This is a genomic window from Posidoniimonas polymericola (assembly GCF_007859935.1).
Taxonomy (GTDB): Bacteria; Planctomycetota; Planctomycetia; order Pirellulales; family Lacipirellulaceae; genus Posidoniimonas; species Posidoniimonas polymericola.
The window spans coordinates 162722-176054 of the sequence record NZ_SJPO01000010.1 but is presented as its reverse complement, the minus strand read 5'-3'; the positions used below and the strand labels follow the sequence as shown (position 1 = coordinate 176054).

The window sequence follows — 13333 nt, the reverse complement described above, 5'->3', positions numbered from 1 at the left end:
CGCTCTATCCTAATCTGGCCCGGCGGGGTTACCAAGTGAGCTCGATCCGCCGCGATTCGTACGCACTGAGCGGCACGACCACGGCCTCGCCAACGAGGTCGAGCATGCCACCCCGCTGCCCGCCCGCAGCAATCCAGAACGCGGCCTTGGGGTATTTCGCCAGCCGCACACGCACGTCGGCGCTGCGGCCTTCGGTCTCGACCAGGTCGATCTGTAGGCCCAGCGCCCCGGTGTCTAGCGGCTTAGTCGTGAGCCGAGATGCCTGAACATTGCCGCAATCAAGATGAGCAAGCCAACCCGATTCGCCGATCGCCGCGGCGCACCCTGCTTCGGCCGCCGCCGCATACTGCGAACGCAGGTCCAGCGTGACCCGCAGCGGCCGCGGTTCATCCAGGCCAAACGCGAGCCGGTGGAAGCTGCGGCCCGCGGGTTCGCGGGTGAGCAGGCTGTCGAGCATCCGCCCGCCGAAGCGGATGTGCTCGCTGAAACGGTCGCCGGCCAGCGTCACCGAGCCTTCGGCCGCCGCGGCGTGGACGTAGTCGGTCGCGGCGAAGCTGCTGCGGTGCGTCGGCAGCCGCGTCCACTGCACGCCCCGGCTGATCAACCAGTCTTCCTCCGGCAACGCGACCCGGCTGGTTAAGCACAGATCGTCGAGGGTTGTGGTGGCGTCGGTCGTGTCGAGCAGGATGTCGACGTACAGCCGGTTGCAGCGGGCCAGCAGGTAGTAGCGTTGCTCGAAGCGCGCGATCAGGCCCCCCTTCAGGTCGAACAGCCGCCCCGCAACCGACGTCGCGCCGCGGTCCGCAGAGCAGGCCAACACGCGGGCCTCGTCGCGTTCAACGCGGATCGGCAGGTCGACGCGGCGTGGGCCGCGGCGGACGCCGATCCGCTGCGACAAGCGGTTGCTGCGTTTGGTTTGTGTGCGGAATGAACGCACCCCGCCGGTCTCTGGGTCGATCAGCACTTGGAAGAACTCGTTCTGCAGACCGTCGCTGGTCGCGCGCGGCGGGGCGTTCTTGGCCAGCGTCGGCGGGTCGCTGGGGCCGATCACGCGGTAGCCGAGCGCCGGCACGTCGGGGACTAGCGTCGCCGATGTCAGGTCGCACGGGCGTCCCACTTCTACGCATTTCCCGAGCAGCACCACCGCGCTGTAGCTTCGGTCGTTAACGACGATTCTTCCCTCTGGTTGTACTTCTGGTGTTCCTTCTGGTCTTATCTCCGGCTTGCCGCCGGCGGGCTTCACCCGCGCGACGGACCTTCCTATTCGCGTCGCCAGCTCGCTAGCGCCCGCGTCGCTGCGGCATACGTCTCCAGGCCCGCCATCCAGGCCGACCAGCGCCTCGGCGTACTCGGCCATGCCGGCGAGCACCTCTTCGTTGCGGGGCGCCGACGGCGCCGAGGGCGCGAACACGGCAAGCTGGTCGTCGCTCACAACGCTGATTGGCGCCACGCCGAGCGTGTCCGAAAAGTACTGGTCGACCGTCAGCAGCCGGCCGAGCAGGGTGCTGCGGGTCGCGACCCGACGGAGGTCGTCGAACAGCTCGTGCCGGTGTCCGGCCCAGGCCGCAAAGAGCTCGGTCGAGACCGCGTCGCGGTACAGCGATTCGCTCAGCTGCGCGCCGAGCCCGAGCAGGGCGCCGGCAGACGCGGCGTTGTGGGGGGCGAGGGCGAGGGTTTCGGTGTGCTCGCCGTCGGCGTTCTGCCAGGCAAACCGCCGCTCCTCGACTGCCGGCGGCCGCACGCCGTCGAGCGGAGCCACGAGCAGCCCAGCGGCGTCGCACTCCTTGGCGATTGCCGACAGCCGCGGCGGCACACCGCCGTGCGTTTGGGCGAACGCCGGGCGCCCGTTCGGGTAGTGCTGGGCGACCGCGTCCACTGCTTGCTGCACGCGGCGGCGGGCCGCGGCAGGCGAGAGGCTTGTCAGCTGGTGGTCGCCACAGGTCGCGACCAGGCACTCGCCGTTCAGCCGCGCTGACACGGTCGGGGCGTCCGTTAGTTGGTCGCAGAGCTCGGGCGTCAGCAGGTAGCTCTTGGGCGACGGCTCGTCGAGCTCTTGCTGGAGGCCCGCGCCGCGCGTCGGGTCGCTCAGCAGCACTAGGTCGAGCAGGTAGGTCCGCACCGCGAACGAGTGGTCGCGGGCCTGCTCGAGCAGGTCGTACACGCCCCGCAGGCCTGCCTCTGCCTGCTGGTCATCCCCGGCAACGGCGCCCTGCGCGGCGCTTACCGCCCGCTGCTCGAGCTCGTCGAGGCTGATGATCGAGCCGGTGCTGAGGGCCCGGGTCAGCAGCTCGGCCTGAACGAAGGCGTAGCCGAGTGCGTAGAACTCGGGGGCCCAGCGGTCGCCGGTTGGCGTGAGCGTCAGCCCCCGCGCCGCGAGGTCGGCAATAATCTTGTCCCGATGCTCGAATCCTTCCACTAGTTGGATGGTCGACTCGCTGTCCGCCGCGAGCTCCTCTCGCCAGGACGCCAGTTCGCGGGTGTCGCTGAGCGGCGGGATGATGAGCACGGCGCCCGAGATGTTCTCGACCGCAGGCGGCGAGTAGGCCGAACCGACGCGGGGCAGCCGCTTAGTTGCGGCCAGCAGCTCGGGCCGCCAGGCGGCGGTCCAGCTGTGCAGCACGGTGGCGGAGTCCCGCTCGGTCAGGTGGGTCGGGAAGTCGCCCAGGCCGTCACAGGGCAATACGGTGATGACGCTCCGTAAGTCCATGCGATGCCACAGTTTGCTGGGATAGGGGTCGGGATTTGACAATCGTCCGGGATAACCAGCCCCGGGACGCGGTGCTGCCGCCCGAGATGCCCCAAACCAAAGACTACCCAGGCTCCAAAGTCAGATTAGAATGGAGGTTACGACAACAGGCCGCTGACGGGAAGCGGCCCAGCCGGATGGATTATGGAACTCCCTCCCCGGTTGACGCTTCTCACTGATTGGGTCTCGCCCCGAGGGCGCTCGTCCGACCTGCCGCCGCTGGCGGGAATGGCGGCGATTGCCGGGAAAATCGGGGGCGGTACGTTTTTCGTCGCCGCGTCGCCCTCACGGGCTCGGTATGATGAGAGGCTTGCAGCGCGGCGACGAAACGCACGCTCTACGGAACAGAGGAAACGACAAGAATGGCCAAGTCCGGCGCCGTTTGGGGTATCGATATCGGTCAGTGCGCGCTCAAGGCGTTGCGCTGCCGCGCGCACGAAAAAGACACGAATAAAATCGTTGTCGAGGCGTTCGATTACATCGAGTACCCGAAGATCCTAAGTCAGCCCGACGCCGATCGCGATGAGCTGATCCGCGAGGCGATCGAGACCTTCCTCTCGCGCAACGAGGTCAAGGGCGACCGCGTGGCGATGTCGGTGCCCGGCCAGAGCGGCCTGGCGCGGTTCATCAAGCTGCCGCCGGTCGAGGCCAAGAAGATCCCGGACATCGTCAAGTACGAGGCCCGGCAGCAGATCCCCTTCGCGCTGGAAGACGTCGTCTGGGACTACCAGCCGCTCGAAGGCGGCAGCCAGGACGAGGGCTACGCGCTGGAGACCGAGGTCGGCCTGTTCGCGATGAAGCGGGACCAGGTCGCCAAGGCGCTCGAGCCGCTCGAGGCGGCCGGCATTGAGGTCGACATCATCCAGCTCGCCCCGCTGGCGGTCTACAATTACGCATGCTTCGACCGCATGAACAACCTGGAGGACGCGCCGCCGTTCGACCCGGAGAGCCCGCCGCCGTCGAAGGTGCTGTTGTCGCTCGGGGCCGACACTACGGACCTGGTCATCACCAATGGCTTCCGGGTGTGGCAGCGCAACATCCCAATCGGCGGCTCGCACTTCACTAAGGCGCTCACCAAAGAGCTGAAGCTTACCTTCGCCAAGGCGGAGCACCTCAAGCGGAACGCCAAGAAGGCCGAGGACCCCAAGGCGATCTTCCAGGCGATGCGGCCGGTGTTTAGCGACCTGGCCGCCGAGATCCAGCGGTCGCTCGGCTTCTTCATGAGCAACAACCGCGGCGCCGAGCTCGAGGAGGTGATCGCGCTGGGCAACCCGATGAAGCTGCCCGGCCTTCAGCGGTTCCTCTCGCAGAACCTCGACCAGGAGGTGACCCCGATCAAGGAGTTCCCCGGCCTGGTCGGCGGAAGCGTCACATCGACGCCGCAGTTCGAGGAGAATCAGCTGGCGTTCGCGACCGCGTACGGCCTGTGCGTGCAGGGGCTGGGGCTCGCCAAGCTGTCGACCGACCTGCTGCCCGACGAGCTGATCACCTCCCGGCTGGTCCGGGGCAAGAAGCCGTGGGCGGTCGCCGCGGCCGCGCTGCTGATGGTCGGCATGACCGCCAACTACGCCGGCTACTTCGGCGCCTGGCAGACGGTGGACGTCGCCGGCGACTGGAGCGGCCCGATCAAGCAGGCCGAGACGCTGTCGCGGACCTCGTCTACCTACACCGGCGAGTTCACCAACCTCAAGGAGCAGTTCAACACGCTCAGGACCGTTGGCGACAACCTGCAGAGCAACGCCGACGGCCGCCTGCTGTGGCCCGAGTTGGTCAAGGCGGTCGACGACGCCGTGCCGGTCGACCAGCGCCCCCGCGAGGAGCGAGAGCGGACCGCCAAGGACGTCACGCTGCGCGAGGAGCTGCACATCCAGAGCATGGACGTGCAGCACTTCGACGACCTCTCGACCTGGTTCACCGGCGCGGTAGCCAAGTACTACGAGGAGGCCAGCAAGTCCGAGGCCTACGTCGCGGCCCGCGCGGCCGAGGTCGCCGCGAAGAAGAAGGCAGTCGACGACGCCGAAAAGGCAGAGCGGACCGCCGCCGCAGCAGCCGCCACCGGGGCGGCCCCGGCCCCGGCGCCAACGCAGCCCGAGGTCGTCGAGGACGAAGCGCTTCCGCTCGCCGGCAGCGACCCGGCGCCGAGCCCGGTTGACGACCTCGCCGGCGATCCGGCGATGCAAGACGGCATGGCCGAACCCGGCGTGGGAGGGGGCATGGGCGACGGCATGGGCGACCAGGGCTTCGGCGACGAAGCAACCACCGCCGGTCCCACCGGCCCAGGCTACGTGGTCGAGCTCACCGGCCACCACTTCCACAACAACAACACCGCGGTCGAAGTCGATTCCCTGAGCTCCGACGAGGGTGAGGACTTCGTCCGCCGGACGCTGATCAAGAACCTGCTCGAGAAGTCGATCAAGCTGCCCGACGGCCCGAACGGCGAGCTGGTCGACGTGCCGATCGCCAAGCTGGGCATCAGCTACCCGGTGGTCGTGACCAAGGGCCGCATCGAGACCGTCCTGTACGACCCCGAAGCGGCGTTCGGCGAGGACAATGCCAACCGCCGCCGCGGGATGGGCGAGGAGGAAGCCGACCCGTTTGCCGTCCGCAAGCCGGGCGTCCGCCGCCAGCCGCGGGACGCCGAACCGGTCGACCCCGAGGCCGGGTTGTGGAAGCTGCGGCGTTACGACTTCAAGCTGCAGTTCCTGTGGCAGCCGACCCCGCGGCACGAACGCAATAAACCAGCCGGAGAAGCCGAATTTGATGGCACCGCCTCGACGGGCGGCGCCGGCGGCTTTGCCGGCTGAACCGGACCGGCTGAACTAGACCGGCTCAACCACCGAACCCCGTTTCCCTACCAGCCCACCCTCATAGCAAGCCCGCCGCCCTGCGCGGCGTCCCCTGCTGGAGCAAGTTTTCATGGATCAGGTAAAAGTCGCCCTCGAATGGCTCAAGCGTCACCACTTCTGGGTGCTGATCTTGCTGGCGATCATCGTCGCGTCGGTGGCCTGGCAGATGGGTTCGTCGCAGCTGCAGACCGAGATCGCCGCCAACACCAGCGCGATCGAGTCGAAGATCAGCGCGGCGAAGGGCATCCAAAACAAGCCGTTCCACCCGAACCCCGATGTCAACAAAGTTCAGTCACGCGAGAACGCCGCGTTGGCCGCCAAGGTGCGGACCGCGTGGGAGGCCCTGTACGACCGCCAGGCGCGGGAGGTGCTGCAGTGGCCGTCCGAGCTGCGGGCCGACTTCGTCAAGGAACTTTCGAAGCTGAACTTCGGCGATGAGATCCTGCCGATCATGCGCGACCGCTACCTCAACTACGCCCAGCGGACCTTCCCCAACCTACCGAAGATCGTCAAGGCGATCGAGCTGCCGGCCGACGGCGGCCGCGGCGGACGCGGTGGTTTCGGCGGCGGTCGGGGGGGTGAGTTCGGCGGCGGCATGGGAGGCGAGTTCGGCGGCAGGGGCGGCGGCGGCCCAGCGCTTCCCGAAGACCTTGTCGGCCGTGATTTCCTCGTGCAGTGGCACGACCAGGCCGAAGTCCGCGAGCAGCTCAACTGGGATAAACGCCCTAGCTCGATCGCCATCTGGGTGACTCAAGAGGACCTGTGGGTCTACGAGACCCTGCTCCGCGCGATCGCTAACACCAACGAGGCGGCCCGTTCCGACCGCTACAGCAACGCCGCGGTGCGTGACATTTTTGCGATGCAGGTCGGTTCCAAGGCCAACCGCAGCGCGACGACCGGCGGCCGCATCTTTGTTCCGCAGGAAACGACCGCTGGCCGGGGCGGCGAATTCGGCGGCATGGGAGGCGAGTTCGGCGGCATGGGCGGAGGAGAGTTCGGCGCCATGGGAGGAGGGGAGTTTGGCGGCGGCCGGGGCGGCGAATTCGGCGGCATGGGAGGCGAGTTCGGCGGCATGGGTGGTGAGGGAGTCGACGAGAAGACCATGCTGCTCGCCAATCGCTACGTCGACGCCGAGGGGACCGCGATGACCGCCCCCACCGAAGGCGAATTTAAGTACGGCACGGAGTACAAACGGCTGCCGGTGCGATTGGTTCTGCGGCTCGACCAGCGGTGGCTCAACCACCTGATGATCGAGCTGGCCAACGCCCCGCTGCAGGTCGAGGTCCAAGAGGTGCGGATCAACCCGCAATCGGACGCTGATTTTGGCGGCGGCGGCGGCCGCAGCCGCGGCAGGGGCGGCTTCGGCGGGGGCGGGATGGGAGGCAACAGCGAGGTCATGGCCTTCAACCGCGAGCCGAACGTGCGGGACCAGGTCGTGATCGAGGGGTTGGTGTACATCTTCTACCCGCCCGACGAGAACGTGCTGGCCGTCCCGACCACCGGCGATGAGCTCGCCAGCGACATCTAGACACGCGGTGCTGCGGCCCCGACCTTTCACTACGTTCAACCCAAAGCTACCAAGGACTGGCGCAATGAAGACCGCCAAGAACGCCGGATTCGCCAAGGCGCTGCTGCTCAACCACGGCGAGAAGATCGGGATGGCGATCTTCGGCGGGGCCGCCGCGTACCTGCTGTACGCCTCGCTGGGGGCTGAGGGGATCCAAGACGACCCGGCCGACCTCACGCGGATCGTCCAGACCGCCACAAGCAACATCAACAACTTCACCGCGGCCGACGCGCCCGACCCGGCCGAGGACCCCGAGAACGGGATCCAGATCGCCGACACCTGGCAGCCGAGGCTGTCGACCGAGGTGCCGATCGACGCCTACGAGGCCCGTGGCGTGTGGGGCTCTCCCCCGGTGCCGCCGATCGTGCTGCGTTCGGACCCGCTGATGCTGCCGGCGGTCGACCTGGAGGGCTTCGGCGGCACAGCGCCGCTCGCCACGATGGACGAAGAGACCCGCAAGCGCCGGATGGAAGAGGAGATCCGCCGCGAGGCCGAGCGTGAGAAAGAGCGCGAGCTCGAGCGCGAACGCAGCACGGTCGCCGAAGAGGGCGGACGGGGCGGCGGACGGGGGGGCGGCGGCGAGCGTGGCTTCGGCGGCTACGGCGGCGAAACCGGGGAACAGGAGGGACGCCGCCAGGCGCCGACCACCAACCGCCGCGGCATGGGTGTGCAGCTCTCGGGCGACGAGCGCGTCGACCTGAAGTCGTACGCCTGTGTGACCGCGATCGCTCCGATCGGCGACCAGTATGAGCTCTACAAGGACGCCTTCCGCGACGCCCTGGGCTACAGCTACGAGCGTGACCGGCCGCAGTACCTCGGCTACTACGTCCAGCGAAAAGAAGTCGGCGCCGGCCCCGACGCCGAGTGGACCGACGTCCGCTTCCGCGACGCCTCGACCAACCGGCCAATGGACTTCGTGTCCGCGGTGTCGATCCAGCGGGCCACCCAGAGCTGGGTGCCCGGCATGGCCCCGCTGGTTGACAGCCGGTACTACCACCCCAGCATGACCTTCCCACTGCCGCCGATTGTCGGCAAGGCGTTCGGCCGCGAGGTCGTGCACTCGGCCGTGCCGCTGCAGATGGAAACCGACGCCAAGAACGCTCTCGAAGAGTCCAGCCCCACCGACGACGCCCCCGTGGGCAACACCCCGTCGGACCTGCTCAGCGCCGTTGAAGGCGGCCGGGGCGGTGAATTTGGCGGCGGCTACGGCGGGGGCCGGGGCGGTGAGTTTGGCGGCGGCTACGGTGGCGGTTACGGCGGTGGCATGGGCGGCGAATTCGGCGGCGGCTACGGTGGTGGCCGGGGGGGCGAGTTTGGCGGCGGCTACGGCGGCGGCCGGGGGGGCGAGTTTGGCGGCGGCTACGGCGGCGAGATGGGCGGCGGCTACGGCGGCGGCATGGGCGCCAACCGGATGGGTGGCGAGTTTGTCATCTCGGCGGGGGCGCCGAATGTGATGGTGCGCTTCTTCGACTTCACTGTGAAGCCGGGCAAGCGTTACCGCTACCGCATCCAGATGCTGCTGGCCGACCCGAACGCCGCGCCCGGCGTCACGCTCAACCAGCTCGATCGCGAGACCAAGGAACGGGTCGCGGCGCTCGGCAAGGACACCGCGGTCAAGTTCCGCAAGACCGAGTGGAGCGAGCCGAGCAAGATCATCTCGGTCCCGGCAGCCGGCGAGGTGTACGTCGCGAGCGTCAAGCCCGCGCCGGTTGGCAGGGCGAACGTCGAGCCGACCGCGGACCTGCTGGTGAAGTCCTACGACATCGACGCCGGCAACCGCGCGCGTCAGGCCGAGCAGATCATGACCTTCAGCCGCGGCGCCGTGCTCAACCGCACCGTGGAAGACATCGAGATCCTCGATAAGAACTGGCTGGTGAAGATCGACGAGTTCAAGTTCAAGACCAACGTCACGCTTCTCGACATCGAGGGCGGCGACAAGATCAGCCGCGAGGTGACCTCGCCCGGCCGGGTGCTGCTGATGGACGCCAGCGGCCGGCTGTACGTGCAGGACGAGTTCTCCTCGAAGAGCGACGTCGAGATGCACAAGCTGATCTTCGCCGAGGAAGAACGCGGCGGTCCCGGCACGCGTGGCGAGATGGGCGGCTACGGCCGCGAGGGTGGGTTCGGCGAGTTCGGCTTCTAGCACTCCGCGTCGACGGCCGAAGGCGGCCGGCCGCCACCCACCTAGCAGACCCAGCAACTGCCGGCGCAAGCCGGCAGTTTTCTTGCCTGCCCCGCGGCCCACGTCGGGCCTCTACACACCGCCGTCGGCGTCACGCTTTTGCCCTCTCCTGGGGGTTTTATGCGTGCTGGCGCCCGCCGCACCCCTGCCGGTTTTCTTGGCCGGTTCTGAAACTGCCCTTGACCGCACCCCTGGGACTTCGTATTTCTCCCGCCGCTCTTCTACCAGCGCCGTGGCAGGTCTCCTGCTGGGCGTTGCCCGGACGAGGCCGCGAGGCCCGGTCGGGCCCGGTAACTGGAGGGCGAAGATAAACAACAATGGAGCGGGGCAGGAAGCCTCGCCTGCCGCCCCTGCTGGGAAACCGCAGGGGGCGATCGTTCGCGATCGGCGATCCAACGCAACAAGGAGAGTTGAGTTGAACGCTCAAGGGAATTTAAACCGAGCCGGGACTATTCTGCTAACCGCGCTGCTCGTCGCCGCGACGCCATCGGCGTCGTTCGGCCAGGCGAACCAGCCCCGCCAGATGAGCCGCCAGGAGGTGGACTCGCTGCTCAGCGAGGCCCGCGCCGCGATCGCCAAGGGCGACCTCACCCGGGCCGACGCCCTGGTGCGTCGCGCCGAGTCGTCGGGCATCCGCTACCCGATGCTGCACTTCGGCGACACGCCGTCGACGCTGCGTCGCGACCTGGCCAAGGCGGTCAAGGACGCGCCGCGACCGGTCGCCGCCAAGCCGGCCGCCGGGTCTGGCTACGCCACGACGTCCGCCGACAACACCCCGCCGCTGCCGCTGGTTGTTGACGCCGGCGCCGCGGCCCGCCCGCTGCCGGGCGTGTCCGAGAGCCCGGCCCCGGTTGACGCCGTGCCGGGCACGCCGAAGGAACAGGCCCTGCAGCTGATGGCCGCCTCGCGGGCGTCGCTGCGGTTGGGCAACCTGCCCCAGGCCGAGACCTACGCCGCCCGGGCCAGCCGGCTGAACGTCCCCGAAGAACAATTCACCCCCGAGGAAGACCGCCCGTCGCGACTTGCCTGGGACCTGCAACGCGCCCGCTACGAGGCCGACGCCGGCATGCTGACGTCGAACGAGACGACCGGCGCCCCGCGTTACGCCGCCCAGCAGGCCCTGCACGTTGCTGAAGAAGACGGCACCCTGAACCAGCCCGCCACCCTTGTCATCCCCGACGACGGCCCGCGGCTGGCCCAGAACTCTCGCTACAACACCGGCGGCCCCGCCCTGCCCGGGCTGACCGAAGCGACCGCCGGCGAGCTGATCAAGCAGGGCGAGACCGCCCTGCGTAGCGGCGACCGCGACGCCGCCCTCAACCTGTTCCGCAAGGCCAACGCCCGCAGCAGCGAGCTCGACCTCGTGGCCCAGGCCCGGGTGCGTGACCACCTGTCGCTGCTGGAAGGCTCGGCCGTGCCGGAGCCGCTGTCGCCGCCCGCCCCCGTGGCGCCCGGCGCCGCGTCGATGATCGACTCGGCCGCCGCGGCCCAGCAGGTGCTGGTCCGTCAGCTGTCGACCGACGTCGGCAAGCGTCAGCTTGAGGCCCGCCGGCTGCGTGAGAACGAGCCGAAGGCCGCGCTCGATCTGCTGCAGACCACCCGCAAGGAAGTGGAAGACTCGCAGCTCTCGGCCGACTACCGCCGGGCCCTGCTGGCCCGCGTCGACGCCGGCATCGCCGACCTCGAGAAGTTCATCGAGGACAACCGCGCCCAGATCGAGCTGGACGAGCACAACGCGGCCGTGCTGGCCGACCTCGACCGGGGCCGCGCCGCGAAGCAGAACATGCAGCAGAAGATCGCCGAGTCGGTTGACCAGTTCAACAAGCTGCAAGACGAGGCCCGCTACCCCGAGGCCGAGCTGGTCGCCAAGCGGCTCTACGAGCTTGCCCCGAATGAGCCTGTGGTGCAGCAGATCTGGCTGAACGCCAAGATGATGCGGCGTGAGTTCTCCAACCGTCAGATGCAGGGCGAGAAGGAGGAAGCGATCTTCCGCTCGCTCGACGACGTCGAAGGGTCCTCCTACGCCGACGTCTTCGACAACCAGGAGATGACGTTCAACTCCGAGACCTGGGGCGGCATCAAGAACCGCAAGTCGCTCAGCCAGCGTGACGGCGAGTTCACCCAGAGTGAGATCGAGATCCGCCAGAAGCTGAAGGCGCCGGTCCAGATGCGGTACCGCGACCGGCCGCTCTCCGAGGTGGTCGACAGCCTGTCGCAGCTGACCGGCATCAACATCCACCTCGACCAGCGTGGCCTGAGCCAGGAAGGCGTCACGACCGACACCCCGGTCACGCTCGACCTGGCCAACCCGGTCATGCTCAAGAGCGCCCTGAACCTGATGCTCACCGAGCTGCACCTGGCGTACGTCGTGAAGGACGAGGTGCTGATGATCACCAGCGAGCAACGCCGCGACGGCGACGTCAAGGTCAAGACCTACTACGTCGCGGACCTGGTGACCCCGATCCCGAACTTCGTGCCGAGCAACAACATCGGCCTGCAGGGACTGATCAACGACGCCCACGCCGCGCTCGGCTACGGCGCCGGCGGCGGCGCCCCCGGCCCGATGGCCTTTGTGAACCACCAGCCGCAGGTCGGCGCCGATGGCAAGCCCTTGCCGGAGGAGCTGCTCGCCAACCAGATGGCCGCGCCCAGCATGGGCGGGGGCATGAACGGCGGCAACGTGCCGCTGGGCATGGGCCCCGGCGGGATGGGCGGTGGAGCCAACGCCGACTTCGACGGCCTGATCGACCTGATCGTGTCGACCGTCGCGAGTGAGACCTGGGCCGAGAACGGCGGCGGCGAGGCCGAAATCCGCCCGTTCGTCGGCAACCTGAGCCTGATCATCAGCCAGACCCAGGCCGTGCACGAAGAGATCGAGGACCTGCTCGAGCAGCTCCGCCGCCTGCAGGACCTGCAGATCACGATCGAGGTCCGCTTCATCCGCCTAAACGACAGCTTCTTCGAGCGGATCGGCATCGACTTCGACATGAACATCAATGACAACACGGTCGGCACGACCGACCTGTTCGCCACCAACCGCATCGGCTCCGGCTACGAGACGCCCCGCCGCAGCGGCACTGTGGGCCTGGACCAGTCGCCGTCCGAGGGCCTGTTCCCGACCTTCACTTCCGACCTCGACATCCCGTTCCGACAGGGCGGGTTCGGCGTGGCGGTGCCCCAGTTTGGCGGCTTCGACCCGTCGAGTGCGGCCAGCTTCGGCTTCGCCATCCTCAGCGACATCGAGGCCTACTTCCTGATCAACGCCGCCCAGGGCGACGAGCGCACCAACGTGCTCAACGCCCCCAAGGTGACGCTGTTCAACGGCCAGACCGCCTTCGTGGCGGACACGTCGCAGAGCCCATTTGTGATCAGCGTGATCCCGGTGGTCGGCGAGTTCGCCGCCGCCCAGCAGCCGGTGATCGTGGTGCTCTCCGAGGGCACGCTGATGAACATCCAGGCGGTGGTCTCCGACGACCGCCGCTACGTCCGCCTGACGGTGGTCCCGTTCTTCAGCCAGATCGGCGACGTCGACACCTTCACGTTCGAGGGGTCGACCTCGACCAGCAGCTCGAGCAGCTCGACCGACGACGACGGCGACGGCAACGACAACTCCAACGGAAACCAGAACCAGAACTTCACGGCCGGCACCACGGTGCAGCTCCCGACCTTCAGCTTCGTCAGCGTGTCGACCACGGTCAGCGTGCCCGACGGCGGCACGGTGCTGCTGGGCGGCATCAAGCGGCTCAGCGAGGGCCGCAGCGAGGTCGGCGTGCCGCTGCTCTCCAAGCTGCCGTACGTCAACCGGCTGTTCAAGAACGTCGGCATCGGCCGCGAGACCGACAGCCTGATGATGATGGTCACCCCACGCATCATCATCCAGGAAGAAGAAGAAGAACGGGCCGGCGTCGCGATCCCGTAACGCCAACGTCCGATAGCGTCTCCCCCCTTGAAGAGGGCCGAGGCAGGCTTCCGAGCCTGCCGAGGCCCTTTTT

5 protein-coding genes are annotated in these 13333 nt (G+C 68.2%); 4 read left to right on the top strand and 1 reads right to left on the bottom strand.

What is annotated here, in order from left to right:
* Positions 1 to 28: 28 nt before the first annotated feature.
* Positions 29 to 2707, bottom strand: coding sequence for a hypothetical protein (locus Pla123a_RS19245; protein ID WP_146589994.1), 2679 nt, complete (start codon positions 2705 to 2707; stop codon positions 29 to 31).
* A 401-nt stretch (positions 2708 to 3108) separates the two neighbouring features.
* On the opposite strand from Pla123a_RS19245, the gene pilM reads away from it, so the two are divergent.
* From pilM to Pla123a_RS19225, 4 genes are all read left to right on the top strand, one after another.
* Positions 3109 to 5550: a pilus assembly protein PilM gene (pilM, locus tag Pla123a_RS24755; protein ID WP_197528116.1), complete on the top strand. Its 2442-nt coding sequence runs from the start codon at positions 3109 to 3111 to the stop codon at positions 5548 to 5550.
* A gap of 112 nt (positions 5551 to 5662) precedes the next feature.
* Positions 5663 to 7120 (top strand): hypothetical protein, encoded by a 1458-nt coding sequence (locus tag Pla123a_RS24750; protein ID WP_197528115.1) that lies wholly within the window; start codon positions 5663 to 5665, stop codon positions 7118 to 7120.
* A 64-nt stretch (positions 7121 to 7184) separates the two neighbouring features.
* Positions 7185 to 9302, top strand: a complete 2118-nt coding sequence (locus Pla123a_RS19230) for a hypothetical protein (protein WP_146589992.1) — start codon at positions 7185 to 7187, stop codon at positions 9300 to 9302.
* A 454-nt stretch (positions 9303 to 9756) separates the two neighbouring features.
* Positions 9757 to 13260 (top strand): general secretion pathway protein GspD, encoded by a 3504-nt coding sequence (locus tag Pla123a_RS19225; RefSeq protein WP_146589990.1) that lies wholly within the window; start codon positions 9757 to 9759, stop codon positions 13258 to 13260.
* The last annotated feature ends 73 nt before the right edge of the window (positions 13261 to 13333 follow it).

What these genes read in the sequence shown, in the direction of transcription:
- Pla123a_RS19245 (WP_146589994.1), bottom strand. Translation starts at nt 2,707, where the DNA reads ATGGACTTACGGAGCGTCATCACCGTATTGCCCTGTGACGGCCTGGGC.
- pilM (WP_197528116.1), top strand. Translation starts at nt 3,109, where the DNA reads ATGGCCAAGTCCGGCGCCGTTTGGGGTATCGATATCGGTCAGTGCGCG.
- Pla123a_RS24750 (WP_197528115.1), top strand. Translation starts at nt 5,663, where the DNA reads ATGGATCAGGTAAAAGTCGCCCTCGAATGGCTCAAGCGTCACCACTTC.
- Pla123a_RS19230 (WP_146589992.1), top strand. Translation starts at nt 7,185, where the DNA reads ATGAAGACCGCCAAGAACGCCGGATTCGCCAAGGCGCTGCTGCTCAAC.